26 protein-coding genes are annotated in these 26932 nt (G+C 70.3%); 15 read left to right on the top strand and 11 right to left on the bottom strand.

Annotation, left to right across the window (positions count from 1 at the left end; genetic code table 11):
- Positions 1–41 precede the first annotated feature (41 nt).
- Positions 42–416 carry a CidA/LrgA family protein gene (locus tag A7B18_RS10730; RefSeq protein WP_102126695.1) on the bottom strand — a complete coding sequence of 125 codons (375 nt, stop codon included), beginning with the start codon at positions 414–416 and terminating at the stop codon, positions 42–44.
- The gene (locus A7B18_RS10725; protein ID WP_180970109.1) at positions 413–1108 is read right to left on the bottom strand and encodes a 5'-methylthioadenosine/adenosylhomocysteine nucleosidase; all 696 of its coding nucleotides are present in this window, start codon (positions 1106–1108) and stop codon (positions 413–415) included. The genes A7B18_RS10730 and A7B18_RS10725 overlap by 4 nt, the downstream gene beginning before the upstream one ends.
- 71 nt (positions 1109–1179) lie before the next feature.
- Here A7B18_RS10725 and A7B18_RS10720 point away from each other — a divergent pair, with 71 nt between their 5' ends.
- From A7B18_RS10720 to A7B18_RS10695, 6 genes are read left to right on the top strand one after another with little or no spacing between them, the layout of a single operon-like run.
- Positions 1180–1416: a ferredoxin gene (locus A7B18_RS10720; protein WP_102126694.1), complete on the top strand. Its 237-nt coding sequence runs from the start codon at positions 1180–1182 to the stop codon at positions 1414–1416.
- Positions 1413–1808, top strand: coding sequence for a DUF4149 domain-containing protein (locus A7B18_RS10715; protein WP_102126693.1), 396 nt, complete (start codon positions 1413–1415; stop codon positions 1806–1808). The genes A7B18_RS10720 and A7B18_RS10715 overlap by 4 nt, the downstream gene beginning before the upstream one ends.
- The gene (locus tag A7B18_RS10710) at positions 1805–2212 is read left to right on the top strand and encodes a group III truncated hemoglobin (protein ID WP_102126692.1); all 408 of its coding nucleotides are present in this window, start codon (positions 1805–1807) and stop codon (positions 2210–2212) included. Before A7B18_RS10715 ends, A7B18_RS10710 begins: the two co-directional genes overlap by 4 nt.
- Complete coding sequence (locus A7B18_RS10705) at positions 2209–2487, top strand: cupin domain-containing protein (RefSeq protein WP_102126691.1); 279 nt, start codon at positions 2209–2211, stop codon at positions 2485–2487. The genes A7B18_RS10710 and A7B18_RS10705 overlap by 4 nt, the downstream gene beginning before the upstream one ends.
- A gap of 54 nt (positions 2488–2541) precedes the next feature.
- Positions 2542–3219, top strand: coding sequence for a Crp/Fnr family transcriptional regulator (locus A7B18_RS10700; RefSeq protein ID WP_102126690.1), 678 nt, complete (start codon positions 2542–2544; stop codon positions 3217–3219).
- Between the two features lie 22 nt (positions 3220–3241).
- Positions 3242–4468, top strand: a complete 1227-nt coding sequence (locus tag A7B18_RS10695) for a MalY/PatB family protein (protein WP_102126689.1) — start codon at positions 3242–3244, stop codon at positions 4466–4468.
- Between the two features lie 401 nt (positions 4469–4869).
- Here A7B18_RS10695 and hisG read toward each other — a convergent pair whose 3' ends face one another.
- Complete coding sequence (hisG, locus tag A7B18_RS10690) at positions 4870–5520, bottom strand: ATP phosphoribosyltransferase (RefSeq protein ID WP_102126688.1); 651 nt, start codon at positions 5518–5520, stop codon at positions 4870–4872.
- Entirely contained in the window at positions 5517–6704 is a 1188-nt protein-coding gene (locus A7B18_RS10685; RefSeq protein WP_281260158.1) for an ATP phosphoribosyltransferase regulatory subunit, read from the bottom strand. Before A7B18_RS10685 ends, hisG begins: the two co-directional genes overlap by 4 nt.
- 81 nt (positions 6705–6785) lie before the next feature.
- Between A7B18_RS10685 and A7B18_RS10680 the strand changes: the two genes are divergently transcribed.
- Both A7B18_RS10680 and A7B18_RS10675 read left to right on the top strand, forming a co-directional pair.
- On the top strand, positions 6786–7358 hold the full coding sequence (locus A7B18_RS10680) for a hypothetical protein (RefSeq protein WP_102126686.1): 573 nt from the start codon (positions 6786–6788) through the stop codon (positions 7356–7358).
- Between the two features lie 215 nt (positions 7359–7573).
- Positions 7574–8374, top strand: a complete 801-nt coding sequence (locus A7B18_RS10675) for an endonuclease III domain-containing protein (protein ID WP_245872827.1) — start codon at positions 7574–7576, stop codon at positions 8372–8374.
- Between the two features lie 418 nt (positions 8375–8792).
- Here the strand turns inward: A7B18_RS10675 and A7B18_RS10670 are convergent, their stop codons facing one another.
- The 5 genes from A7B18_RS10670 to A7B18_RS10650 all read right to left on the bottom strand — a co-directional run bounded on the left by A7B18_RS10670 (position 8793) and on the right by A7B18_RS10650 (position 13331).
- A complete protein-coding gene (locus A7B18_RS10670; RefSeq protein WP_219722119.1) occupies positions 8793–9563 on the bottom strand; it encodes a TerC family protein in 771 nt (256 codons plus the stop codon).
- A 196-nt stretch (positions 9564–9759) separates the two neighbouring features.
- Positions 9760–10356, bottom strand: a complete 597-nt coding sequence (locus tag A7B18_RS10665) for a TetR/AcrR family transcriptional regulator (RefSeq protein WP_180970108.1) — start codon at positions 10354–10356, stop codon at positions 9760–9762.
- A 112-nt stretch (positions 10357–10468) separates the two neighbouring features.
- A complete protein-coding gene (locus A7B18_RS10660; RefSeq protein ID WP_245872826.1) occupies positions 10469–11359 on the bottom strand; it encodes a nuclease-related domain-containing protein in 891 nt (296 codons plus the stop codon).
- Positions 11340–12530, bottom strand: coding sequence for a diaminopimelate decarboxylase (lysA, locus tag A7B18_RS10655; RefSeq protein ID WP_425430331.1), 1191 nt, complete (start codon positions 12528–12530; stop codon positions 11340–11342). Before lysA ends, A7B18_RS10660 begins: the two co-directional genes overlap by 20 nt.
- Before the next feature lie 21 nt (positions 12531–12551).
- Positions 12552–13331, bottom strand: coding sequence for a YkgJ family cysteine cluster protein (locus tag A7B18_RS10650; RefSeq protein ID WP_102126683.1), 780 nt, complete (start codon positions 13329–13331; stop codon positions 12552–12554).
- 37 nt (positions 13332–13368) lie between these two features.
- Here A7B18_RS10650 and A7B18_RS10645 point away from each other — a divergent pair, with 37 nt between their 5' ends.
- The 7 genes from A7B18_RS10645 to A7B18_RS10615 all read left to right on the top strand — a co-directional run bounded on the left by A7B18_RS10645 (position 13369) and on the right by A7B18_RS10615 (position 24677).
- Positions 13369–14394: an HD-GYP domain-containing protein gene (locus tag A7B18_RS10645; RefSeq protein WP_102126682.1), complete on the top strand. Its 1026-nt coding sequence runs from the start codon at positions 13369–13371 to the stop codon at positions 14392–14394.
- 129 nt (positions 14395–14523) lie between these two features.
- Positions 14524–15345: an aminoglycoside phosphotransferase family protein gene (locus A7B18_RS10640; protein ID WP_102126681.1), complete on the top strand. Its 822-nt coding sequence runs from the start codon at positions 14524–14526 to the stop codon at positions 15343–15345.
- Between the two features lie 806 nt (positions 15346–16151).
- Positions 16152–17570 carry a restriction endonuclease-related protein gene (locus tag A7B18_RS10635; protein ID WP_102126680.1) on the top strand — a complete coding sequence of 473 codons (1419 nt, stop codon included), beginning with the start codon at positions 16152–16154 and terminating at the stop codon, positions 17568–17570.
- Positions 17563–20877, top strand: a complete 3315-nt coding sequence (locus tag A7B18_RS10630; RefSeq protein WP_146009523.1) for a pPIWI_RE_Z domain-containing protein — start codon at positions 17563–17565, stop codon at positions 20875–20877. The genes A7B18_RS10635 and A7B18_RS10630 overlap by 8 nt, the downstream gene beginning before the upstream one ends.
- Positions 20878–20879: 2 nt before the next feature.
- A complete protein-coding gene (locus A7B18_RS10625) occupies positions 20880–23627 on the top strand; it encodes an RNaseH domain-containing protein (protein WP_102126678.1) in 2748 nt (915 codons plus the stop codon).
- The gene (locus A7B18_RS10620; protein ID WP_102126677.1) at positions 23624–24400 is read left to right on the top strand and encodes a hypothetical protein; all 777 of its coding nucleotides are present in this window, start codon (positions 23624–23626) and stop codon (positions 24398–24400) included. Before A7B18_RS10625 ends, A7B18_RS10620 begins: the two co-directional genes overlap by 4 nt.
- A gap of 49 nt (positions 24401–24449) precedes the next feature.
- A complete protein-coding gene (locus tag A7B18_RS10615) occupies positions 24450–24677 on the top strand; it encodes a hypothetical protein (RefSeq protein WP_102126676.1) in 228 nt (75 codons plus the stop codon).
- 201 nt (positions 24678–24878) lie between these two features.
- Here the strand turns inward: A7B18_RS10615 and A7B18_RS10610 are convergent, their stop codons facing one another.
- Both A7B18_RS10610 and A7B18_RS21425 read right to left on the bottom strand, forming a co-directional pair.
- Positions 24879–25625, bottom strand: a complete 747-nt coding sequence (locus tag A7B18_RS10610) for a hypothetical protein (protein WP_146009522.1) — start codon at positions 25623–25625, stop codon at positions 24879–24881.
- A 900-nt stretch (positions 25626–26525) separates the two neighbouring features.
- A complete protein-coding gene (locus tag A7B18_RS21425) occupies positions 26526–26825 on the bottom strand; it encodes a hypothetical protein (protein WP_146009521.1) in 300 nt (99 codons plus the stop codon).
- Between the last annotated feature and the right edge of the window lie 107 nt (positions 26826–26932).

The raw sequence follows: 26932 nt of genomic DNA, 5'->3' as shown, positions 1-26932 counted from the left end.
TGCAGAGGGCGGAAGGCAGAAGGCAGAAGGCTGAAGGCCCCTCACCCCCGCACCAGCCGCGACGCCACCAGCCCCGCCACCCCCGCCCCCAGCAGCAGCCCGGCGAGCATCACGAGGAGCCACAGCGCCCACGCCGCCCCCGCCGAGAGGTACTCGATCACGCCCACGGTGGCGGGCACGAACAGCAGCCCCAGGGTGGCGAGCAGGCCGTCGGCGGCGTCCTCGATCCAGTGGAGCCGCACCACCCCCAGGGACAGGGCGGCCCACAGCAGCACCATCCCGACCACCGACCCCGGCAGCGGCAGCCGCAGGGCGGAGACGAGGGCGGTGCCCAGCGCCGCGAACCCCACGAGCACGCCCAGCCCCAGCACGAAGCGCACGGGGGCGGGGAGCGTCCGGGTGACGGACGTGTTCACCCCTGCGCTGCCAAGCGGGCGAGCATCCCCCGCACGACCTGCTTGGCGTGCCGGGCGACGAGGGGCATGAAGGTCCGGTAGTCCACCCGCGCGCCCTTGTCGGCGGTGTCGCTCACCGAGCGGATGACCACGAAGGGCACCCCCGCCTTGGCACACACCTGGGCGACGGCGGCCCCCTCCATCTCCGCGCAGGCCGCCCCGAAGAGGTCGTGCAGCCTCTGTGCCCCCTCGGGCGAGGCGATGAACTGGTCGCCGCTCGCCACCCGGCCCTCCAGGACACGCACCCCCTCGACCTGGCCCGCCGCCGCCAACGCGACAGACCTCAGCCGCTCGTCGGCGGGCCAGGCGGGGGGCTCGCCGGGCATGGTGCCGACCTCGTACCCCAGGGCCGTCACGTCCACGTCGTGCTGCACGAGGTCGGTGCTCACCACGATGTCGCCCACCCGCAGGCCCGGCAAGACGCCGCCCGCGACCCCCGTGAAGATTACCCGCGTCGCCCCGGCCACGATCAAGTGCGTGGTCGTCATCGCGGCGTTCACCTTGCCGATCCCGCCGCGCGTGAGGAGCACGGGCACCCCGTCCAGCACGCCCCGGTGCAGGGTCACGCCGGGCCGCGTCAGGTCCTCGCGCTCCCGCAACTCCGCGAGCAGCACTTCGATCTCCTCGTCCATCGCGCCTATGATCGCCAGCATCGCGGTCCAGTCTACGGTGCCCATGACCTGGGTCATGGCGGGCGGGGCGCGCGGACAGGCATCCTGTCCCCGTGACCCACATCATTGTCAGCCCCTGCATCGGCGTCAAGGACCAGGCCTGCACCGAGGTGTGCCCGGTCGAGTGCATCTACGACGGCGGCGACCAGTACCTCATCCACCCCGACGAGTGCATCGACTGCGGCGCCTGCGTCCCCGCCTGCCCCGTCAGCGCCATCTTCCCCGAGGAGGACGTGCCCGCCGGGGAGACCGAGTTCATCGTCAAGAACAAGGCGTTCTTTGGGCTATGACGGTCTTGGCCGCCCTCAACATCCTCCTCGTCGGCGTGTGGGTGGGGATGTACCTCTTCACCACCTTCGTCGTGAGCCCCGCTTTCAGGGAATTGTTTCCCGATGAGGCGACTCGCAGCGCCCACCGCCGCCTGGTGGGTCGCCACTACGCCCGGGTGAACGGCCCGCTGACGGCTTTGCTGCTGCTCGTCGTGCTCGCGCTCGGCGTAACCGGGGGCTTCACGGCGCCGCTGCTCCTCGAACTCGTGGTGCTGGTCCTGATCGGGGCCCTCGTCGGCCTGCACGTCCGGCGGGCGGGAACCCCCGGTGCCGCGCCGCCCGTCTGGATCACCCACCTCACCCTCACGGCCAGCGTCCTGCTGTGCGGGCTGGCCGCCCTCGCTTATCCATGAGCCTGCCCTTCCCGACTTCCCTGTACGCCCGGCTCGGCGACGAGCGGCTGCGGCGCCTGCTGTGGGCCTTCTACGCCCGGGCGACACGGGACGAGCTGCTGGGACCCGTCTTCACCCGGCGGGTCGGGCCCTTTCCGGGCGGGGGGTGGCCCGTCCACATCGCCCGGCTGGAGGGATTCTGGCGGGCGGTGCTCGGTGGGCCGAGCGCCTACCGGGGGCAGCCCGGCCCGGCGCACGCGGCCCTGGGCATCGACGCCGCCCACTTCGACCGCTGGCTGCGGCTCTGGGAGAGGACCCTGCGCGAGGAACTGGACCCGCCCGAGGCCGAGGCGCTGCTGGCCCTCGCCGGGCGGATGCGGGTGACCCTGGAGCGGCACGCGCGGGGAACCGGGGAGGCACCGTGAACCGGGCCCAGCCTCCGCAGGTTCTCGCGGCGACGGCGGGGGGTCGCAGCCTCCTCTTTCACCTGGACGCGGGGGAGGGCGTACCCCGCCACGGTCATCCGGGGGCGCGGGTGGTGCTTGCCGTCCTGAGCGGTGAGGTGCACGTCACGACCGATGAGGGCACTCGAACTCTCCACGGGGCTGAGGTCATCACCCACGACGGGAACGAGCCCCTCGCCCTGGAGGCGGACCAATCCGACACGCGGGTACTCGTCACGTTGCTCGGCGGGGCGTAGGAGCAAGGGGCCTTGCCCTCCTTCCCGGCCCCTGGCGTGGCAGCATCTGGGGACGTGACTGCCCAGGCCGAACGACTCCTCGCGCAGGCCCCCATCTTCCGCGGCGCCGACCCCGCCGACCTGGGGCCGCTGGCGGCGCTGGCGTCCTTCCGGTCCTTCACGCGCGGCGAGCACCTTTTCCGGGCGGGGGACGCGGCGGACACGCTGTACATCGTGAGTTCGGGCAGCGTGCGGGTGTACCGCCTGGCGCGGGGAGGCACCCGCGAACTGACCCTGCACGTCGAGGGACCGCGGCAGGTCGTGGCGGGGGTGGCGGCCTTCGAGGCGCAGGCGCGGTATCCGGCGAGCGCGGTGGCCCTCGCCGCCCCGACCGAGGTGCTGGCCCTGCCCGCGGCGGCGGTGCGGGGGCGCGTGTGCGGCACGCCCGCCCTCGCCGGGGCCGTGATCGCCTACCTCGCGCGGCGGCAAGCCGAACTCCTCGCGCGGGTGGAACAGCTCGTCTTCAGCGAACTTGGGGAACGTCTGGCCGCCTACCTGCTGGAGCACGCCGCCGGGCCCCACGCCCTGCCCACCAACAGCGAACTCGCCGCCCTCCTCGGCACCGTGCCCGAACTCGTCAGCCGCAAGCTGGGGGAGTTCTACCGTCTGAACCTGATTCACCTGGAGCGCCGCACGGTGCGGGTGGTGGACGCCGCCGAACTCGCCCGAATCGCGGGAGGCCCCGAAGCCTGACCGGGCGGCGTATCCTCGCCCCATGACCGACGCGCAGCCCAGCGAACTCCTGCCCGACGCTTCCGTCGCGGACCCCTACGGCGGCCTCGACCCCGCCACCCTGCGGCACGTGGACAGCCTGAAGTGGACCTTCTACGACGAGGGCGTCATCCCCCTCTGGGTCGCCGACATGGACTACCCGGTCGCGCCCCCCATCGTCGCCGCCCTTCAGGACCGCCTGACGCGCGGGCTGGGCTACCACCAGCTTCTCGGCGACACCACCCTGACCGGCCAACTGCGGGACCACCTCGCCACGCAGGGGCTGACCGACCTCCCGGATGGGAGCACCGCCTTCCTGCCGGGCGTCGTGCCGGGCATCTACGCCACCGTGAAGGCGCTGACCGAGCCGGGTGAACCCGTCGTCACGATGACGCCCGTGTACCACCCCTTCCACCTCGCTCTCACGGACCAGGGGAGGCGGGTGGCCGCCGCGCCGCTGCGGGAGGGGGAGAGGCGCTGGGAGATCGACTGGGAGGCGCTGGAGGCCGCGACCGAGGGCAGTAAGTTGCTTCTGCTCTGCCACCCCCACAACCCCACCGGGCGGGTGTGGGACGAGGGAGAACTCGCCCGCCTGCGCGACCTCGTGCTCGCCCGCGACCTGTGGGTGATGTCGGACGAGCTGCACGCCGATCTGCGGTACACGGGCCGGGCGTTCGAATCCTTCGCCGCCGACCCGCGCGTGCGGGCGAAGACGATCACCCTCACCGGCCCGGCGAAGGCGTACAACACGGCGGGCCTGGGGATCGGGGCGATGGTGAGCCACGACCCCGAGCTCGTGAAGCGGGTCAAGACCTCCGTCGGAGGCCTGATGGGCCACCCCAGCGCCCTGAGCGTGACGGCGTGGCAGGCGGCCCTGCGAGAGGGCAGGCCCTGGCTGGAGGGCACGGTCAACTATCTGCGGGGAAACCGCGACGTGCTCCAGGCTTTTGTGGAGACGCAACTCCCCTGGGTGCGCTCCTTCCCCGTCGAGGCGACCTATCTCGCGTGGCTCGACCTGCGGGCGCACCCGCGGGCTGGGGACATCCAGAAATTTTTGCTGGAGGAGGCGAGGATCGCCGTCCACGACGGCCCCGTCTTCGCGCCGGAAGAACTCAAGCCGCAGTACCAGGGCTTCATCCGCGTCAACTTCGCCACCAGCCGCGCTCTCTTGATCGAGGCGCTGGAGCGGATGGCGGAGGCGCTGGGGGAGGAAGCGGTCGCCCAGAGTTAGTGAGTAGGCTCTCTGGGTCTGGAGTTATCGCCTGCCGACGGAGCATCCTTGCATCGTGGCTTCATACCTCCAATCGGCTTGCACCTGTTGTGGTGCAGGCCCACTGTACCTTCGCCTCTCCGCCGCTGGACATTTGCACGCTTATTGTCTCGAATGTTCCACCGTCTACCCTGACCCAAGGGCTATCACGGAAGACGCCGCGCGTTTCCCTGACAGCGAGGGGCGCCTTCTGCTGAATGGCGTTCTTGATGCCGTTATAGGCGGGCGTGCACGTTGGGCCACACCGCAGGAAGTAGGTCTCGCAGGGTTGGCGAAGTTCGTTGGTGGAGAGTTGGAGGAGCCGGACTTCTAGAGGTTGAGATGGCGGTCAGTTCTTACAGCAAGCCTTCGACTTCACGCCTCTAAAGCTCTCCCGCCCCCACCGCCACCAACTCCCGCAGCCGCTCGATCAGGGGCCGCAGTCGCTCCCGCCGCAGCTTGAGGGCCGCGCGGTTCACCACCAGGCGGGCGCTGGAGTGGAACAGCACCTCGACCTCCTCCAGGTTGTTCGCGCGCAGGGTGCCCCCCGTCTGCACGAGGTCCACCACGGCGTCGGCGAGCCCCGTCAGCGCGGCGAGTTCGATGTTGCCGCTGAGCCTCACGACCTCGGCGGGGATGCCGCGCGAGTTGAGGTAGGCGCGGGCCGAGCGGGGGTACTTGGTGGCAACGCGACCGATAGGCCCCGCCGCCCCCACCTCCCGGATCAGGGACAGGCGGCACCCGGCGAAGCGCAGGTCCACGGGCTCGTACACCGCCCGCCCCGACTCGACGAGCACGTCCTTCCCCACGATGCCCGCGTCCGCCACGCCGAGGTCCACGTACACCGGCACGTCCTGGTTGCGCAGTTCGAGCACGGTCACGCCGGGAAACTCGTGCCGCAGCGCGCGGGACCGCTCGGGAAGGGTCAGGGGCAGCCCGGCGCGGGAGAGCAGGGAAACGGCCTCCTCCAGAATCCGGCCCTTGGGCAGCGCGAGGGTGAGGTGGTCGGGGCCGCGTTGGATGGCCGGGGTCACGCTTCCCCCCCCTCGCTGATCGTCTCGCCGCGCGCCCAGCGGCGGATGCCCCGGCGGGCGCAGTAGGCGAGGAGTTCGGCGCGGTCGTCCGTCCAGGCGAGTTCGGCCACGAGTCCGGCGGCGCGGGCCGTCTCCGCTCCAGCCGGGTCGAGGGCCAGCACGACCTCGGGTTCGGGGGGGAGGGTCGCCGCCGCCACCTCCGTCAGCCGCTCCAGGCCGATGGCGAAGCCCGCCCCCGGCACCCCGGAGAGGTCGTAGCGCCCGCCGCCCAGCACGGGCTGGTTCAGCCCCTCGGCGTAAGCGCGGAAGGTGATCCCGGTGTAGTACCCGTAGCGGCGGCTGGCCCCCAGGTCGAAGAGCAGCCCCGGGTCGCACAGCGCGGCGACGGCCTCCAGGTGCTCGACCGCCGTCCGTGCCCGCACGCCACGCGCCAGCCCCGCCGCCTGACCCAGCACCTCGTGCCCGCCGTACAGGTCGGTCAGCAGGTGCAGGGTCCGGGTCACGTCCGCCCCCAGGCCGTGCCGCCGGGCGAGGAGGTCCACGTCGGCCCCGCTCTTGCGGTCGATGGCCCCGTGCAGGGCGTCGCGCGCCTCGCCGTGCAGGCCCGCGTCCTCCAGCACGGCGTCCACGAAGCCGGGATAGCCGACCTCCATGACCGCCCGCACGCCGACCGTATCGAGCGCCCGGGTGCCCAGCCGCAGGAGTTCCGCGTCGGCCCCCGGCGTCTCCACCCCGACGAGTTCCACGCCGACCTGATAGAACTCGCGCAGCCGCCCGAGTTCGCTCGTCAGGGTGCGCAGCCACAGCCGCCCGCCGTACTGGAGGCGCAGGGGGAAGGGCCCCTGTGGGAAGCGGGCGCGCACGAGCCGACCGATGGCGGTGGTGTATTCGCTGCGCAGGGCCAGCACCTCGCCGCTCGCGTCGATCAGCTTGAAGGCCCGCGCGTTTTGCGGGTGCGCCTCCGAGGCGAACTCCAGCGCGGGCACCTCCACGCCCTGATACCCCCAGGCGGAGAAGACGCCCATCAGCCGTGCGCGCAGATGCTCCCGCCACGCCCACTCGGGCGGCAGGACATCGCGGGTGCCCTCGGGAATGGCACGGCTGACGGCGGGGGGACGGGGGGGCGCGCTCACGGGGGGCATTAAAGCACCGGGGCGGGGGACGTGTGGCCGGGGAGCATTCAGCGTGACGCGCCGGTGCCTCGCCCCCCTGCGGCTGACGGCTGAGGGCCGAGGGCTGGCCGCTCCCCCCGCTATACTCCCCCCATGCGCCGCGCCCGCCTGCTGCTCCTCCCGCTCGCCGCGCTGCTGGGGGCGTGCAACCGGACTGCCGACACCTTCCAGCCGCGTATCGTGATCACCAGCCCCGAGGGGGGCGGGGTCAGCCAGGCGCGCAACTTCGTGGTCAAGGGGTACGTGCTCGACGACCACGGCGTCAAGGAACTGACGGTGGAGGGCCGCCCGGTCCCCCTCCAGGGCGGCACGCCGAAGCTCGCCAACTTCGTCTTCCAGACGCAGATTCAGGGCTCGCGCGGCGAGTACACGATCCGGGCGCGCGACGCGGCGGGCAACGAGAGTACCCTGCGCCTGCCCGTCAGCGTGGACGGCACGGACCCGGCTATCAAGGTCACCCGCTTCGAGCGCGAGCGCAACGTCATCCGCGTGACCGGCGCCGCCACCGACGACAACCGGGTCGCCCAGATTCTGGTGGACGGCAACCGCCTGAACATCACGCCGGGCGCCCGGGTGGACTTCTACGCCGAGACGACCGGCATCTACGCCGACATCGAGGTCCGCGACGCGGCGGGCAACGTCACCAAGCTGCGCGCCCGGCAGTAGGGGACCAGGGGACCCGCCTCCACCTCCCGGCTCTGGAGCACTGGACGGAAGAACAGGTGTCACCCGGAGCGCAGTCGAAGGGTCTCGCGCACGGCGGGGCAAGGCGTCGCTCGCGCTCTGCCTCGCCGCTTTGCGAGTCGGCGTGACGGCGTTCTCGGGTCAAACGCTCCACCTTCAGGCACAGTCGCGCCTCCACCCCGGGGCTAGCCTGGGCCGTGCCCCGCGTTCCCGCCCCCCCGCCCGGGTCCCCCCTCACCCTGATCGCGACTGCCGCGCCTCCCAGGGTCCGTACCCCCCGCCCTCCCCCCAGCCAGGAGGTGCCGCCGCCCGCCCCCCTGCCCGAGATCGCGCGGCGCTTGGGGGAGACGTACCTGCCCACCCCGCCCCGCCCCAGGCTCAGCCCCGAACCCCTGGACGGCCTGATCGAGACCATCCTGAGTCAACAGAACGTCGGGGCGATCACCCGCCGTCAGTTCGAGGCCCTCAAGCTCGCCTACCCGGGTTGGGAGGCAGCGCTGGCAGACGGGCCGGACGGTATCGAGGCGGTGTTGCGCGCGGCGGGCGGCGGCCTGGCGAGGATCAAGGCCGACTACATCTGGAACGTCTTGCATACCCTGGAGGAGACGCGCGGCTCCCTCAGCCTGCGGGAGACGCGCGACCTGAGCGACGCGGACGCCCGCGCCCTGCTGGAATCGCTGCCCGGCGTGGGGCCGAAGACGGCGAGCTGTGTCCTGCTCTTCGACCTCGCGCGGCCCGCGATGCCGGTGGACACGCACATCGACCGCATCGCCAAACGGCTTGACCTGACGCCCGCCCGCTGGAGCGCCGTGAAGGTCGAGCGCTGGTTCGACGAGGTGCTGCCGCGTGACTGGACGGCCCGCTACACCTTCCACGTCGCCACCATCCGCCACGGTCGGCAGACGTGTAAGGCGGGGCGCCCCCGCTGCGAGGGCTGTGTGCTGCGCGATCTGTGCCCGTCGGCGGCGATTTTCCTGAACGGTGAGCGGGTGGGTTGAGTCGCGTGGCTCAGGTGAAGTGAGAGGATGTGGCAGGGCAACTTGATTCGGTTTGCCCCCACCCCCCTGCCCCCTCCCCCCAGGGGGGGCAGGGGGGGCGGCGCTGCGCTGAGCAAGGGTTGACGGGCGGCGCGGGTGGTCGGGTTTTTGAGGACGTAAGGTGTGATCTTGTCGCGCTCCAGTCGCTCGCCCACCGTCTCGCTGCGCGAGCCGACGTGGTCGTGGGCCAGGGGCGTTGATGCGGCGTGCTCCTGTTCGCAGTCTGGATAGGCGTTTTGAAAAAGCCGGGGCTCAAGCCGATTTCTCCCTCTTTCCGAGTGGCCTCACGGAGTCGCTTGCAAGGGAAGTCCGGTCAACCCCGCTTTTGTAGGCAAGAGGCGGAAGCCCGTGAGCCTCCGCCTCCGTGGTTCTCGGTGTCTCAGCCCGCGTCCGGGTGCCTCTGCGTCTCGTGCAGGGCGACGGGCTTGCCCTTGCGGGCGCGCAGGTTGAGCAGCTCGACCATGATGGCGAAGCCCATCGCGAAGTACGTGTAGCCCTTGGGAATTTTGAAGCCGAAGCCGTCGGCGATCAGGTTGACGCCGATCAGGAGGAGAAAGGCCAGCGCCAGCATCTTGACGGTGGGGTGCGCCTGCACGAACTCGCCGATGGGCCGCGCGGCGACGAGCATGATGAGCACGGTCACGACGACGGCACTCACCATCACGCCGATGTCGTCGGCCATCCCGACCGCCGTGATCACCGAGTCGAGGCTGAACACGATATCGAGCACCATGATCTGCGCGATGATGCCCGCGAAATTCGCCGCGCCCACGCTCCCCAGGGTGGGCTCATGGGTGCCGGGCCCTTCGAGTTGCTCGTGCATCTCCTTGACGGCCTTGTAGAGCAGGAAGAGTCCGCCGAAAATCAGGATCAGGTCGCGGCCCGAAAAGCCCCTTCCGAAAATTTCGAACAGGTCGTTTTGCAACCGGTAGATCCAGGCAATCGAGAACAGCAGCGCGAGCCGCATCAGCATCGCGGCGAGCAGGCCGATGGTGCGCGCGCGCTGGCGCTGCTCGGGCGGCAGCTTGCCTGCCAGAATGCTGATAAAGATCACGTTGTCGATGCCGAGCACGACTTCGAGCAGCAGCAGCGTGCCGAAGGCAAGCCAGGCCTCGGGCTGGGTGATCCAGCCGAACAGGGTTTCCATCAGGGTGTCTCCAGAAAGGCGGGCGGGAGGGGTGCGTGGGCCACGGGGGCCGCGCGCGGGGCGAGGAAAAGCACAACGAACCAACGCACCGCGAAGGCGCGATACAGGCCATGCTCCGGGAGAAGTTGTGCACCGTTCCTAAGTGGCGGGTGAAGGACCTTCATCATCGCCCGGGGGCCTGCCTCCCCGGGGTGAGCGCCTACCGCGCCGCGGCCCCGTCGAGGTACACGCTCAGCAGCGCCCGGGCCGTGCCGTGCGGGTCGGTGGGCGGCGCCCCTGTCACCAGCGGGTAGAGCAGCGCGAGGAGCGCCCGCGTCAGCACGGCGGGGGGCAGGTCGGCGCGCAGCTCACCCCGCGAGGCGGCCCCCTCGATCAGGCGCGTCAGGCCCCCCATCCACACCCGGCGGTACTCGCCCTCGAAGGCGGCGCGGCGCTCGGGCGAGACGTGCCGCAGTTCTCCCGCGAGTTGCAGGCCCAGTCTCTGCTCGGGGGCCGAGGCCAGCAGGTCGCCCACGAGCACCTCCAGTTGCCTGCGGATGCCGGGCTGCCCCTCGGCGTGGGTCACCAGCCGCGCGAGGCCCGCCAGCGTGCCGTTCAGCATCGCCAGGAAGAGGGCCTCCTTGTCGGCATAGTGGTGGTAGAGCGCGGGCTTGGTCACGCCGACCGCCGCCGCCACCTCCCGCATGCTCACCCCGTGGTAGCCGCTCGCCACGAACAGCCGCGCCGCCTCGGTCAGGATGCGGGCGCGGGTGGTGTCGGGCGTGGGGGAGACCGTCGGGGAGGGCGGCAGGGTCACGGGGGCATGATAGCCCAGGTGGGGCAAAGGTCCCGGTGAGGATGCGGCTCAGGCGTCCGCCGGATTGGTGAAGTAGGCCCAGGTGTGCCCGCCGGGGCAACGGGCCGTGAACTCACGCCCGGCCTTGTGCAGTCGCCCCGGCTGACCGCAGGAGGGGCAAACTGCCTTCGCGGGGGTGTTCCCGCCGCAGGCGCGGCATTTGAGGTAATACCCGTATTTTCCATACACGACCATCACGTCCACCGAGTCGCAGGAGCGGCAGCCGATGCCCGGGTCGGGCCGCACTTGGCTCTGCCGCTCCCGGGAGGTTCTGAGTTGGGCGGGCGCGGGGGCCGGCTCCGGGGGGAACGGGGGTGTCTGTGCCGTCTGCCCCGCCATCTGTACCGCGGATTGGTGACGTTCCCACAAGAAGGTGGCCAGGCGCGCGAGTTCGATGCCGCTCAAGGCGAAGGCGCCGAGGCCGCCCGCTTCCCGCGTGATCTCCCGGATGCGGCCTTGGCACCTGGTCGGCCTTCACGACCTCGGGAACTTCCGCCTTGCGGGTGACGCGGCCCCCGTCCGAGATGGCGACGAGCACGTCACGCCGCATGGGATCGAAGCGGCGCTGGGTGAGCCCGAACAGACCCCGGTCGAGCACCTTCTCCGTGTGTTCGGAAAGCAGCCGCGTGAGCAGGTCGAGTTGTCGCCGGGCTTGCAGGATGGGGGAGGGCATCCCGCGTCCCTCGCCCTTCCACCAGCGCGTCCACTCCCCCTGCCCGTTGATGCTGACCTGCCCCGTCACGCTCTTGCTCTCCACCACGATCAGGCCGTGCCTGTACATGACGAGGTGGTCGAGCTGCGCCGCCTCCCCCTTGCGCTCGATCCGCAGGTTGTGCCACACCCAGACGTGGGGGTCGTCCCCGAAGGCCCGCTTGAGGTAGTGCGTCATCTGCCGCTCGGCCTCGTACCCGGCGCGGCGCAGGGGGTCAGAGTACGTCTGCGGTTCAAGGTCCTTGACGATCATGGGTGGAGGCAGTGTACGCGCCCATCTCCGCCGCCCACACGTCCCGCGGCGTCTCCCGGCGTCGGATCAGCCGCCACGCACCACCCTCCCACAGCGCCTCGGCGGGCCTGGGCCGGGTGAGGTAGCTGCCGCTCATCGCCGCCCCGTACGCCCCCGCGTCCCCGACCGCGAGGAGGTCGCCCGGGTTCGGCTCAGGCAGCGCCACGTCCCGCGCGAGCAGGTCGCCGCTCTCGCAGGCGGGCCCGGCCACGTCCCAGGTCTGTGCCTCCCCACCGTCCCAGAGCGGCGTGACCGGGTGAACGGCCCCGTACAGCATGGGCCGCAGCAGCTCGGTCATGCCCGCGTCGGTGAGGAGGAAGTTGCGCCCGGTGCGCTTGGTGCCCACCACCCGCGTGAGCAGCGTGCCCGCCCGCGCGACGAGGTAGCGGCCCGGTTCGACCCACAACTGCGCTCCGAACGCGCTCGCGGCCTCCCGCGCCTCGCGGGCGATACCGGGCAGGTCGGCGCCCAGCCCCCAGCCGCCGCCCACGTCGAGGACCTCCAATTCGCCCGTGTGCGCCCGCAACTCGGCGAGGCGGGCGAAGGCGGCGCCGAAGTCCGTAACAAGACGGATCGCGCTGCCGATGTGGACGTGCAGGCCGAGGGCGTGGTGCCCGGCCTCCCGCAGCGCCCGCAGCACCCCGGGGGCCTGCGCGGGCGTCACCCCGAATTTGCTCCCCGCCGCGCCCGTGGCGAGGTGGTCGTGGGTGCTGACGTTCAGGGCCGGATTCACCCGCACGAGGGCCCGCGAGCCGGGGGGCAGAAGCCCCACCTCCTCCTCGCGGTCCACGACGAAGATGGCGCCGAGCCGCGCGCCCGTCTCGTACTCCTCGCGCGACTTGGCGGGGCCGTTCACCAGAATGTCTTCGCCCCCCGCACCCACGTGCTCGGCCCGCGCGATCTCCCCGGCGCTCACGCACTCGAAGCCCACGCCCGAGGCACGCAACCGGGCGAGGAGCGCGAGGTTCGGGTTCGCCTTCATCGCGTAGAAGACCCGCGCCCCCCCGAACGCCGCTTGCACCCGGGCGAGGGCGGCGTCCAGCTCCGCCGCGTCGTACACGTACAGCGGCGTGCCGAAGCGGTCGGCGGCAGCATAAAGGTCGGCTCTGGGGATGGAGGGGGAGGCGCTCACGCGGGACAGTCTAGGGGGTGCTCAGCCCACCTCCAGCACCGTCGGGTGCGCCAGCCCCGCCGCCTTCGCCGCCCGCCACGCCCCCCGCGCGTCCCCCCGCTCGATGGCCGCCATGAAGGCCGCGTCGCGGGCCAGGGTCGTCAGGACCCAGAAGTCGCCCCACGCCTCCACGCCCCACTCGGCGCGCATGGCCTTCGCCGCCGACGCCCAGATCGGCTCCGAGAGATGTTCGAGGGGGGCGATGAAGTGCAGCTCGCCGTCGGTGCCGGGGGTGCGGGCGACCTCGCGGCGATAGGCCTCGCGCTCGCGGCGGGTCATCTGCTCCCACGCCCCGGCCTCGCAGTAGCGGGCGGGCAGGGCGCTGAAGGTGTCGCGGCAGCGGGTGGGCCGCACGTCGTAGCGCGAGCAGCCGCCCGTCGCCCGGTCGAGCAGCGGGCAATAGCCTACCTCCCGGCGGTGGCGCTCGACGTACACGTCGTCGCTCGGCGCGGTGCGGGCGTTCTGAATGACCCGGCGGGCGTGGGCCTCCATCCGCGCGGCCCCCCCCTCCGTCAGGGCCTGCGCGGTCACGAGCGCCTCGGCGAGGCTGACCCGGATGGGCATGTTGCAGCACGCGAAGCACCCCGCCCCGCAGTAGACCCGCCCGCCGCGTTCCTGGTAGCCCGCCGTCCAGGCCCGGGCCCGGCGCGTGTAGGCGTCGTAACCGCGCCGCACCGCCTCCGTCACCCGGCTGGGGCGCGGCGGGTGAGTGGCGGGGCGCTGGGTCCTGAAGTCTCCGGGGGGGGTGGGGGGACGCGGCATCCGGGGGCCAGGGTAGCGCGGGTATACTCGCCGCAACGTGTTCCGACGCCCCCCTCGCCCGCAGACCGCGCCCGAACCCGACCTCCGCCCGGCGGTGGCCGCCGAAGGACCCACCCCCGCCGAGACGCCCGACGCGACCCGCGTGCTGGCCGATCTCCTCGCCCGCCCGACCGCCGAGGGCATCCTGGAGGGGGCCCTGGCGCACGGGGCGAGCCTGCTCGGAGGCGGGGTGCAGGGGTACGGGGTCCTGCGCCGGGGAGAAGACCGGGTGACGGCGGTTCTCGGCTATCCCAAGACCCTGGTAGGCACGGTGCTGAGCGGCCCCTGGACCGGACCCCGCCCCCGGGTGCTCGCGGGGGGAGGCCGCGACCTCTACGAGCAGAACCCGCCCGAGGTCCACGCCCGGCTCGACGAGTGCGGGCTGAAAGACGCGCTCTGGACCCTCGTCGTGCCGCTGGCGGACCGGGGGCGCACCCTGGGCGCGCTCGTCTTCGACGGCAGGGTGGCGGGGGAGGTCGCGCCCGCCGCGCAGGAGGCTGTGTCCCGCTGGGCGGGGGCTGTCGCGCCGCTGCTGAGCCTCTTGGGATCGCGCGACGACTGGCGGCAGGCGTCCCGGCAGCTCTCGGTCGCCCTCGTCGAGGCGGTCGAGAGCCGCGAGTTCGACTCGCTGGGGCACGCGCAGGCGGTGGCGGAGACGGCCCTGCGCCTCGGGCGGGCGGTGGGGCTGGCAGGGCGCGAGCTCGAAGAACTCTGGTTCGCCGCCACCCTCCACGACCTCGGCAAGATCAACGGCGAGGCCGGACACGCCCAGGTCGGCGCCAACTTCCTGCACGGGGTCCCGCAGCTCGCCGAGTCGCAAAAGGCCATCCGCCACCACCACGAGCGCTGGGACGGCGGCGGGGAGCCGAACGGCCTGAGCGGTGAGGACATCCCGCTCTACGCCCGCATCCTCGCCGTGGCGAACGCCTCGGTCCGCCTGGGCGACCCCGAGCGCGTCCGGGCCCAGGCCGGGGTCACCCTCGACCCGCGCCTGGTGACGGTGCTCGAACAACTCCCGCAGTAGGGCCTGTTCCCGCACGCCGGAGGAGACGGCCCGCGTGCTCTGCGGCCCGTGACGTTTCCCGTCCGGTCCGGGCCCGCTCCCCGCTCGTCTTTCGTCGCCCCCGCCCACGGGCCCCGCTATGATGCGCGGGTGACCTCCGGCGGCCCGACCTCCCTCCGTTTCCCCGTGCTGGAGGCCCGCTACGGCCCCCTCACCCCGATGGACCAGGGGATGCAAAGCCGCGTGTACAGCACCCCGGACGGAGGGGTCGTCGTGAAGGTGTACCGCAACCAGCAGGGCGAGCACCGCCTGGAGGCCGAGAACATGCGCCGCGCCGCTCTCGGCGACTGGGTGGTGGACGCCGTGGAGGCCGACGGGGTGGAGGCCCTGATCATGCGCCGCTTCCCCGGGCACCCCCTCGCCGCCGCCGACGTCCCCCGCGCGCTCCCGAGGCTGCGCGAGATCCTGAGGGCCCTCCACCGCGAGCGGGGAGAGGCCGTGGACCTCAGCCGCCTGCGTGAACGCCTCAAGCGCTTCCGCCGCGCGCTCGCCGCCTACCCCCTCGACGACCTCTTCGACGCCGTGGAGGAGCCGCTGGAGCGCGGGCTGCTCGACCAGCCCTCGGCGTTTTGCCACCTCGACCTGTGGCAGGACAACATCCTGATCGCGCCTGAGGGGGAAGTGATCGTGATCGACTGGACGAAGGCGGCGTGGGACGATCCCCTGCGTGACGTTGCCCTCCTCAAGACGGGCACCCTGGACCTGCTCTCGCCGGACGCGAGCCTGGAGGCGGCGCTGACCTTCCTGCCCGACCGCGCCCCGGAGACGGTGACGCGGCTGCGGGCCTACCTCGCGCACACCTACCTGCACGACCTGTACTGGTTCCTGATGAACGAGCCCTACGAGTTCGACGGCCAGCGCGGCCCCAAGCTCTCGCGCGCCCGGCACGTCCTCGCGCGGTTGCCGGGCTGAAGGGTCTCCCGGCAGGACGGACGGCGAGGTCACGGCCAGCGCCGCCAGCGCGGCCTCACGGTGAGGGGGAGGGCGGCGCCTCCCCCTCGGCTTGCGGAGGGGGGCAGGCGGCGCTCAGGAGGACTGAGCAGGGGTGGAGGCCCTAACGCTGGGAGTGTTTCCGGGCAGCAACTGGATGACTGCTGTTGTGCCGCGGCTCAAAGGGGCGGTTGAGCCAGGTCTGCCTCAGGACTTGGAGGGCTTTTGCCATCGGTCCTCCTGCTTCGGCGCGAGGGTCAGAGAAGTGACGGGTGCACACAGTCAGACGGGGAACGTCGAATATAGAAGTTGTCTGCTGCGCTGTCATTGCTCGAGTGCGTGGTGGAGTTGCTCGATGAGGCTGTCCAATTTTGTCAGGGCGAGCTGGAGATGTCGTCTGTCTCTCTGACGAGTGCAATCAGAAATGCTGTAGCGCTATTCATGTCGGTTGCCTTTCTTGCACTCAAGATGTCAGTTATTCCGGAGAAGCTCAGTACCTGACACCTTGAGGTAAGCCGCGTCCCAGAGGGGCTGGCTCACGTCTGCGGGACAGGAGACCGTCGGGGACGTTCAGGAACGACAAGGAGCGGCATGTTGGGGTCGCCATGACACCGACTGCCGCTCTCCCTAAAGCCCCGGTGGTCAGTGAAAGAGGCGGGTTGCCAGGGGGAAAAAGCCACTGGCGGCGTGATGGGATGCCGGAGATAGCTTCGCAAGTATTCCCACCGGCTCAGGCATTACGCTAAACACATATTGACACCTATAGTGGCATTTCATATGCTGGCCTCATGAACGTCTCAAGCGACATCGGGGACTGGCAGGGCAACCTGAAAGAGGCGCTCGTCCGGGTGCGCGAGCTCTCCCGGGAACTGGGGCTGGCAGTCGAGTTCCCCACTGAGCGCGCAGTTCGCGACTGGCGGGACGAGGGGCTGCTCACTCGCATGGGGCGCCGCTTCACTGGTCGCAACGTCCTGGAAATCCTGCGCGCCAAGCAGCTGCGCGACCGGGACATGCCCGTCGCCCTGGTGAAGGAAAGCCTGGCTGGTCTGAGCGACGCGCAACTGATCGAGGCAATCCTCAGCGGCCCCGCCCCAGCGTCCGCGGCGGCCATCAACACCGACCACGCGGAGCGCACCGCTATCCTGCTCGCCCACGCCGTGCTCAAGCAGTTCGAGACTGTTCAGGAGGGTCACCTCGTCGGCCAGTACACCCATCTCCCGAAGGAGGTGCGTCAGGCGCAGGCCCACCTTGCACGCCTCGCCCTCCAGGAGCCGGGGGACACGCCCGAGACCTTTGCCAGCGTGCACGACCTGTTCGCCCGCTGCGTCCGTCCCCTGGGGGAGTGGGCGCCGCGCGCCATCGCGAACAACTCCCAGTACGCCGAAATGGTGCTGGTCGACCCCGACTTCCTGGTCCCCAGCGACGACTGCGCGCTGCTCGCCGAGCAGGGCGGTCACCTCGAGGATCTGATCGAGACACAACTGCACGGCCGGTTGACCACCGCGCTGGGTAGCCTCGACCCCGACGAGCGCCCCGCCGTCTACACCCGGGTGCGCCAGTTCATCGCCGAGCACCCCCTCGCCACCCGCGAGGAGCTGCGTGAGGTGCGCCAGGACCCCCGCCTCAGCGGCGAGGTCGCTGCCTTCTTGGAGCACGTGTACGTCCCGGCCCACGCCGATCAGGCCCAGGCGGGTATGGTGGCCCGTTGCGGGCGCTGTCAGGCCCCCCTGCGTGAGGACGGCCGCTGCCGCCTGATCACCTGCCGCGCCCTGCACCCGGTGGCACTGCCGGGCGAGTCGGTGCCCTTTGCCGATGCCTTCATCGCGCGCCCCGAGATTCTCAAGTACTGGTGTGACCCCGCCCAGGAGGAGGTGCGGCTCTACCGCGCCCTGCGCCGGGTCCACGGCGCCGCCGTGCAGCTCTACCCCCGCGAGGACGCCTGCGACGTCTCGCTGGGCGACGAGATCGGGATAGACGTCAAGGACTACCGCGACCCCGCCCGGCTCGCTCGCAAGCTCAACGGCAGCCTGGGCGGCCTGCGCCTGTACTCCCGCACGATCCTCGCCGTGGCCAGCCGCCGGGCGCGGAACGAGGCCTATCTCCCGCGCCTGCGCGAGCACCTGGTGCCCGGCCTGCGCCAGACCCTCGAGGTCAGGAGCGTCGATGAGGTGATCGACCTGCTCGCCCAGGAGACCCACCGTGACTGAACCCACCCACATGTGGAAGGGCGCCGAGAGCATCCAGTGGGGCTGCGCCCTGATGGAGCTCCTGGGCGAGTCCACCCTCGAGCGTCTCCCCTTGGTCCTGAGCGGCACCCGGGTCGCCGAGTCGAGCTACCAGTCGCAGGGCCACGCCACCGCCGTGCGCAACGCCCGACGCTTGACCGGCAAGCTCCCCACCCACCGGGCGGTGCAGAAGGCGGTGCAGGACCTCGGAACCCGCCTCAAGGAGGGCGGCACCGACCCTAGCTACCGCATCGACCCCCGGACGCTCGCGTTCACACCGGTCCCGGGCCAGAGCGCACGCATCCTGGCGGCCCAGCAGCAGCTGACCCGGCCCCGGGTGCGCCCCCGGCACGGCCTGCAACTCGCGCCCGGGGGCGACCTCGTCGCCCGGTTGCGCCCCCATACCGAAGCGGTCGATGTGCCCGTGCGGTTGCTGGGCCTGGACCTGCCCAGGCCCCGGCAGCACGACCTGACCCGCACTCCCGACGCTGATCTGCGGGTCACCCTGGCAGATCTGCGGGTCACGGCGGCGCGGCTGGACGCGATTGACGAAGCGAACAAGGACCGCTGGAAGCCGGAGAACTGGACCGCCCGCCTGGAAGGGGTCATCCACCTGCAGCGGGTGGCGGCCGAGGGCCTGGAAGACACCGAGGAACTCGACCTGCGCGGCCTGCACCACCTGATCGGCCTGCCCGGCGCCGGCAAGACCACCCTGATCAGCCTGCTGTGCGCGCACCTCGCCGAGCAGGACAAGCGGGTGGCGGTGTTCTTCACCAGCATCGAGACCGCCCGAGAATACCTCGAGCGCCTGCGGCGCTACCGGACCTCGGTGGCGATGCTCGTCGGCCGCTCCGCCAGCACCCACCAGCAGCACGGGGAGCGCCTGGCGGAACTCATCGCTACCCAGGGTGCGAACGGCTTCGCCCAGACCCGCGTTGGGGCCGACCTGTTCGCGCAGACCTGCCCGCTGCCCGCCTTCGCGGTGAACGAGGGCGAGGCCTGGGAGCTGTGGGCCCCCGAGGACGCCCCCTGCGAGAGCCTGCACCTGCCCGGGAAGACGCAGCCTCACCTCTGCCCGATGTGGAGCCGTTGCGGCCGGGTGAAGAACCAGCGGGACCTCGTGACGGCGAGCGTCTGGTTGGGGCATGTGCGCAGCGCCGACACCACGGTGCCGGCCCATACCAGCCCCGAGCGGCTGCAGTACTTCGAGCTGATCGCCCGCACCTTTGACCTGGTGATCTTCGACGAGGTGGACGAGACCCAGAAGGTGCTCGACGAACTGGGCGCCAACGCGCTGGACCTCAGCGGTTCGGCCGACAGCGTTCACACCAAGGCCCAGGAGGTCACCGGCCTGTCGCTGACCGGGCGCCTCGCGGTGCACGACCGCCGCCAGCTGTACCCGCACCACTACGCGGCGAACAACTTCGAACGGCACCTGGTGCGCTTCCACGAGGAGATCGACACCTACGAGCGTGACCACCGGGACGAGCTCGGGCTGGACTTCGCGGGCCGGCTGCTCACCACCAACTTCCTGATCAGGGAGGCGCAACGGCCCCTGGGGGTGCCCTGCACGAGCGCCCGGCGCAGCGCGATCTACGCCTTCTGGGACAGCGCCATGTACAAGGCGTTCTTTCGCGACCGCCGCCCCTGGGGCCAGGCCGCGCAACTCGCCGAGGCGCTGGACCTCACCTCCGCGGCCGCCGAGGCCCGCTGGCAGGAGTTGGTGGACGCCTTCGAGAACTACCTGCACGCGCTGACGCGCTCGGCGGACCTCAGTGAGGAGCTGGACGTCCTCGCGGGGCACTTCGCCTGGCTGCTGGCCCCGGAGAAGCGGCAGGAACTCGCGCCGGTCGCGCGGCTCACCGTCGCCGCCGGCTTCACCATCGCCGCCTACCAGGAACTCGTGCGCATGACGCGGCCGCTGGCGCACTACGGCATCCTGCCGCAGGCGGTGCGCGCCAACGCCAGCGCCGACCTGGAGCAGTTCGTCCCGCGCAACCTGCTGGGCACCTTCAGCAGCGTGCGCTACCGCGAGAAGGAGGGCGGCCGCGGCTTCGACATCGACTACCTGGTGCTCGACACTGCCCCCCGGCTGCTGTTGCACCGCCTGCACGAGGAGGGCGCCAACGTCCTCTTGACCAGTGCCACCTCGTGGATGCCCGACAGCTCGTCCTACCACGTGGGCGTGCCGCCGAGCTACGTGCTGCGCCCCAAGCAGAGCGACCAGGTGCAGCTCACGCTGCGCCTCCTGCCCATCCGCCACCCCACCCGCGACGAGCCGTTGCGCTTCAGCGGGGCCGGGCGCCACCGTCTGGAGAATTTGCGGCACATGGCGGCCTACCTCGCCAAGCCCGGCATCGGCGGGCTGAGCCCGCTAGAGCGTGCGGCGCGCTCCATGAGCACGCCCGGGTGCCGCCACCGCAAATGCGCCCTGGTGGTGAACTCCTACGTTCAGGTCGAGCAGGTCGTGCGCCAGATCGCCCGGGTCAACCCCGCGCTGGCCGAGCGCACCCGCGGGGTGGTGCGGGTCCGGCCCGAGGCCCCCTCACCCAGCGAGCACTACATCCTGCGCGGGCAGGTGGAGGCTCTGGGGCACGACGACGACGTGACGGTCGTGGTGTTCCCCCTCACGGCGCTGGGCCGCGGGGTGAACATCGTCTTCTCCACCGATGACGAGGACAGCGGCGCCGCGGCGATCGGCTCGGTGTACTTCCTGACGCGCCCGCACCCAGTGGTGGGCGACCTGGGTCTGATGCTCTCGACCATCGCCCGGGACACCGAGCTGTTCGACCGGCAGCACCTGCCAACGAGCAGCCTGGCAGAGGTGGGCAACAGCTACCTGGCCCAGCGGCGGGCGCTGTACGACCGGGTCATGCGGCTGCTGTCGGTGCCGCTGAGCGCCAGCCGGCTGCCTGACAGCTTCCTGCGCGCCTTCAGCGCGAACCTGCTGATTCCCATCCTGCAGACCATCGGGCGCGCCATCCGCAAGAGCAGCCCCGCTGAGGTGTACTTCGTGGACGCCGCCTGGGCGCCCCAGAGCGCAAAAGGTGAGCCCGACAGCGAGCGCTCCAGCGTCCTGGTGACCATGCGCAACCTCCTCGCCGGCTACGTCACCCACAGCGACCCAGCCCAGCGGGCGGTGCTGGACGCCCTGTATGGGCCCTTCGCGGCGGCCTTCGAGGACATCGAGGGGTTGACCACGGGCGGGCTGCGGACCCCCGACGACGACGAGGACGACTTCTACCCGCCGACCAACCTCGAGGACGACGGCGACCTCGACCAGGAGTGACTGTGCCCAAGCAACCCAGGACCCGGACCGTCAACGCCACGCCCACGGCGCTCGCCTTCACGAACGTCCTCAACCCCGAACACGTTGTCACCCGGGTGGGATGGAGTGATCAGGTGCGGCCCTTGCTGGAGGCGATGGACGCCAGCCTGAGGCCCTACAAGGAGGGCCTGCCCGTGCGCGACCTGCGCCTGCGCTTGCAGGCCCGTGACGCCGGGGTGATCCGGGTGGACCGCAGCTTCGGCCGGGGCGTGGACCCCACGCTGGCGCTGAGCGCCACGGGGGTGGAGACGGCGGAGCGGGCGGCGAACGCGGCGGTCGCCGACTGGGTGCAGGAGGCGGTCCTGGAACTCGAGCGGGTGGACGCCCGGGCGGCCAAGGCCCTGCGGCAACTCGCCCTGAACGGGGGCGCAGTGGGCGCCCGGACACACCGCACCCAGGTGTTCCAGTGGGAGGCCCAGCGGCAGACGGGGTCGGCCAAGCCCACCACTCGGACGCAGTACGCGGACCTGGCGGACTTCGTGGCCGACAAGCTCGCCGGGCGGGAGGTGTACCCGGAGGCGGGGCCCATGCGCCGGGTGGTGAGCAGCGACCTGGGGACGAACCACGCCGACCTGATGAGCGACCCCATCACGCTGGACGTGGCGGACACCCAGGTGCGCTTCAGCGTGGGCATCACGGTGAGCGTGGAGACCTACCCGGGGCGGTCCCTCCCGGTGATCCAGCTGCGGCACAAGAAGTTCGTCTGGGCGCGCGAGCCACGGGCGGGCTTCGATGACCTGAGCGGTTACGTCCTGCCGGCCGGGGAGGCCCGCGCCCTGCGCTTCGAGGTGGGCGCGGACCTTAGCCTGACCGCCGAGTACCAGGCGCTCGCGCGCCGCTACGATCTGCCGCTCACCGGCGTCACCGCCGCGGACCTCGCGCTGAGGGGCACGACCGGGGTCTACGGCCAGCACCGCGTGGTGATCACCCACCGCAACGGCCGGGCGGAGACCGACGCGGCGCTGCGCGGCGTGACGGACCTCGACCGTCGGCTGTCCTTCGAGCGGGCGGCCGAACACCTGAAGCTCCACGGTTTCACCCCATGGACGGCAATCCGGGAGATCCCGACCTTCTACGGGCAGCAGAGCGACGCGGACATGGCGTGGAAGCTCGCCTTCGAGGACCCGCCAGCGATTGACGAGAACACCGACAGGAAGACCCTCAAGGCGATCGCGGACGCCGAGCGCGAGTTCCAGAAGTGGACCGAGCGGGTCCGAGGGGCCATCGACGAGCACTACGGCGGCTCGCACCACCTGGTGATCGGCTACTACAACGGGCTGCTGGCGGACGCCGAGCGCGCCAAGGCCATTCTCGAGAGTGTCCTGGGCGAGGGGGCCACCATTCATCTGGAGGCGCTGCCCGATAACGTGCACGGGCCTCGCACGGAGCCCAAGGGCACCCGGCCGGCGGAGCGGGCACGGGCGCGGGCACTGGCCTGGGCCCCCTTCGTGACGCGGCTGCGGCAGCTGCAAGATGCGGCCGGCCAACCCCTGCACGGGGTCCTGGTGCTCGCCGACGAGTGGTACGGGGGGCGGCACGACGACTCCGTCAACAAGCGCGCGGCGCGCATCACCCTGAACCGTGAACTGGGCCTCACGGTCCAGTACCTGCTGCCGAGCAAGCGCAAGAAGGACGGCACGCCCACGCATGGCGCGGAGAAGAACTTCCAGGTCCGGACGATCAACGCCTGGCGGGACCTGGCCTGGAAGAGCATCGGCAAGATGCACGGCATCCAGGGGAAGCTGGTGCAGAGCCTGGGGGTCGCCGACGAGGGCTTCCAGCCGACCGTGCTGGGGCTAGGCATCATTCGCACGAACCGAACGGGATTCCGCCAGAACGAGACGAGCTTCATTCCCTATGCCGTCGAGCTGGATACGGTCACGGGCACCTGCCGCGCGGCGGTGATGCTGCGCGAGGGGGACGGGGAGCCGCGCATCACGAACATGATGGAGCTGCCCCAGGTGATCCGGGTGCTGACTGCGAACGGCCCCAGCTACCTGGCACGCCGCAAGACGAAGAAGGAGACCGAGGAGGAGCGCAAGCGCCTGACCCAGGAGTTCGTGCACCGCATCGCGGCGGAGCGCGCCACGGCGCATCGCGACCTGATCGTGCTCGCCGACGCCAGCACCCTGAGCGGGATGTGGCCCTGGCTGGCGGACGCGAGCCTGCACCCGGAGAGCGTGCGTCTGGGGGCCGAGCCCCACGCCGAGCAGGACTTCCCGGACGCCTCGTTGGTGCGCCTGCGGCCTGGGCATGCTCCGAAGGTCATCATGGACACCCCCAGGGTGCGGGTGACCATTGATGGGAAGGTGCGGCCCTCGGCAACCTGGAGCAACGCCGACCTCTACCACCTGACGGACACCGGGCCGGCGATGCCGACCTACCTCTCCTTCGGCTCGCGCATCTTCAAGCCCCGGCGCGGTGCGAGCACCTACCGGCCCATTCCCGACGAGAAGGGGAATCCGGGCCCGCCGCACACCGACGCCTGGATCACGCCGAACGCGCTGGAGATCACGGTGGTGCGCAGCAAGCGGCACGCGGCGGAGGACCTGGCCAAGCTGGTGGAGGCGCTGCGCAGCGAGTACGCGCATTTTGGAAGCTGGACGAGTGCGCCAGGGCCCCTGCACTTTGCCTCCTTCCTCAAGGACTACGTGCCGGACTACGACCTGGCTGAAGAGGAGGAGCAGGAGAGTGGGGAGGAAGTGGCATGATGGCGGGGCCAGTGCGCGCAGACCATCCTGACGCCGCCAACAGGCGCCATGACCACCACAAATCGTTGATCGCCGCGGAAGCGGGCTACGGGTTCACGTTCGCGATGCTGCCGGGCGGGCAGCTCCCGGTGTCGCTCAGCATCAACCGGGCGCTTCTGCGCAAGGTCAGCCGTGAGCTGCGGCCCTTTCGCGACAAGTGGACGGCCCCAGACCGCCACCTGACCAAGCACTACCGTCCCTTCAAGGCGCGAATCGACGATCTCTACGACTGCCTCGTGGCCGATTTCGAGGACCTGCTGGACCTCGCGGCCACCATCGCCCTTGGGGATCCGGCGGTCCTGCGCTTGAAGCGGGCACTGACCGAACTCCAGCAGGAGGCGGCGCGGCGGTCGGAGACGAAGTACTACGCGCTGCCCATCCTCTTCCTGTACACATACGAGATTGCCCTCATGGCCAGCCAGGTCCCCGGCCATTCCCTGCCGGCTCAGATCCTGAGCGACTTGAGCGCCTTCCTGGTGTATCCCAACGACGACGCCAACAGCTTCGAACTGCGGGGCGTCTACCATGGGGCCATCACCGACGCTGGACAGGAACACTCCTGGCACGTGCTGGTTGCAGTCCGCCTTGGCCGCAGCCAGCTGTATCGGTGTCCTCAGGGCACAGAGCAGCAAGCGCTCTACCTACAGGGCCCTCGGTCGGTCACCACCTACCAGCGCCGCCAGCACCCCCTCACCCCCCTAGCGGGGGAGACGTGTAGACTCATCCTCATCTGAACAATGTGGGTCTGCCCGATGCGCTAAGCTCTGACTCCAGGAGGCTGTGATGGCTCATCGTTATCCCCACCAACGCAAGCTGCGTGACGGTCGGCGCCCGCAGCCGAACCGCGCCGAACTTGCCATTGCCGCGACAGAGCGCTTTGGCGACGTCGTGCGCGATGAGATCGAGAATCTCGCCAACACTTTCCAACGGGCGGCCAGCCAGGGAGCCACCTTCCCCAGCGACTTCCAGCCCCGGCGCCGACGTCTGAGCTCTGAGCCCAGCGAACAGTAGCCGTGGGGTCCGCAAAAGTGGACCCACCTTGCTTGATCCTGCCAGCGCCCGGGTTCCCACTGCAGCCACCAACAAAAAACCCCCAGCGCCTGCGCACGCTGGGGGCATGTTCATCCGGCTTCACCCGGCCGGGGGCTCATCAAGCTTGAGGCATTCTCGCGGCGGCCTCTGCCCGGTCCTGAGAAGCCCGTGGACAGGCCTTCATGCCACGGCCCCCGCCAGCTGCCCCAGGCTGGCGCCCAGCGCGGCGGACTCACCGGCAGCCACAGCACGGGTGCACGCGCGGGGCGGCCTTCGCCCACCTGGGTGTTCTTCCAGGCTCATGCTGGCCATCCTGGGGGTCAGGAGGCGTTCGACGAACGTCGGGTTGGGGGTGGGCCGCTCCACCCGCTTGCCCGTGCCACCCAGCAGCCCCAGCAGGCCCCGGATGAGTTCCCCGGCGATGTTGGCCAGGAAGACGGGCAGGTAGATCGCGGCTCCCATGCCGCCGACGAGCAGCGCGCCGCGCAGGCTCGAGGCCAGCGACTCTCCGGAGAGCAGGGCCACGACCAGGATGAGCAGGGCATAGATGCCCAGTTGCAGGGCGGTTGCCGCGAGTACCAGGGGCAGCCAGGAGCGCGACATGACCTGGCACCACGCCCAGCTCCAGGCGGGAGCGTCGGACTTCGACTTTTGCCAGCCGTCCTGGAGGTAGCTCGCGTACAGCCCAGCGTAGGTAATCAGCAGCAATAGGCCGGCTACCCCTCCGAAAGCGAGGCCGAACCGTTGGTAGAGCCACTGCGTGAACGCACCGACGACGAGGAGGCCGGTGGCCCAGGTCAGCACGCTGGCGGCGGCGGTGGCCCGGTAGGTGCGGCGCCCAAGGGCCAGCTTCTCGAGGGGCAGGTTCTCGACCCGGGCACGCAGCTCGCGCAAGTTGGTCTCCCTGATCCAGTCGGGTACGTGCATCAGGTCTCCTGTTCCCGGGCGCGGCTCGCGGCCCTGGGTCCAGCGAGACGTTAGCACGCTCTGCTGGCCTGGACGCACTTGCAGGGCTGCACGGCGCCGTGCCCGGTTCCCCGGCTTTCTGGCCCGAAAGGCGGGCGCGGCCGGCACGACAGCACCCCCGGGGCGGCGAGGACCGGTCGAGGAGTGGGAAAATCAATCCTGCAATGGGAAAATAGGGTGAACGCTGTCCTGGACGGTGGGAAGGCCGCGCGGGAATGCGAGCTATTTCCCCATTTTTTTCCGACCTGCCTGCTGCGAGGGCATGAGTGCTGAAGCGCTGCGGGGGTGTCGGTTGTGGAAGCGGGAGGAATGCCGTCCAGCACGGCGTGAAAGGCGGGTCCGCAGCCCCCGTAGAGGAGTGGGAAAATACGCTGTGTGACGTCTGGGACGCGCTCCGGCTACTTCCGGGGGTGGCGCTACTTTCCCATTTGCCGGAAGCGTCAGTGCTTGCCTCAAGCAAAAATGACTTGTCAAATAGCGAAAAGCGCGCCCGGGTGGGCGCGCCTGCTGTTGAGCAAGTGGGAATATACATCGGTAAAAGGGAAAGTATCTTGTCCGACGACAGAGTTCATGTCAAGAGAAGGTGTATTTGTCGTTTCTCGTGCCGCTGAGAACGCATCTCGACGGCAGACTTATATTCATGTCTGAATCTATTGTTGCATCCATTATGCAGATTTTACCATGGGGCGGATGACACCACTCTGATACCGCTCATGCCCAGGCACCCCTCAACTCGTGCTTTTGCATAGTCCTAGCCGTTCTTTTGCACATCTTCAAAAGTTTATAGATGGCGTTGTTACTACAGGGGGGTGGCCCGTATGGGCCACCCCCCTGTGTCATGCCTTCGCGTGTTGCTGCATTCTACAACCTCAAGATCGCCTCAATTTTTCCTAGAACCTGATTTACAATTTGACCTGGCACCGCCTCAACGAAGGCCATTTCGCAATGGCTAAAGCTATATCGAGTGATATAGTCTGCAAGCACGACTCGGCCAGAGAAGCCGCCTGTCAGTGCAACCTCAAAGGGGTAACCGGTAGAGGCTGAGGTGACCAGTGCGACGAACGCGCCGTAGGTTGTCTGCTGATAATCTTGCGTACTCACAACCAGCCCTAGCTGTGTGAGCAGCCTGCTATCGCTTTCACTCAGGAGTTGCACCTGCATAACGACGGGGAAGCGCTCCCAGCCGAGAAAATCTGGGAGTGTCTACGTCACAGATTCTGGGGGAGCGCGTCCGCATTCTGGCAGATGAGTTCCTGGCCGTTCCAACC

This window comes from Deinococcus planocerae (assembly GCF_002869765.1).
Taxonomy (GTDB): Bacteria; Deinococcota; Deinococci; order Deinococcales; family Deinococcaceae; genus Deinococcus; species Deinococcus planocerae.
Note: the sequence above shows the minus strand (reverse complement) of the source record. Positions and strands in the feature narration are given on the sequence as shown.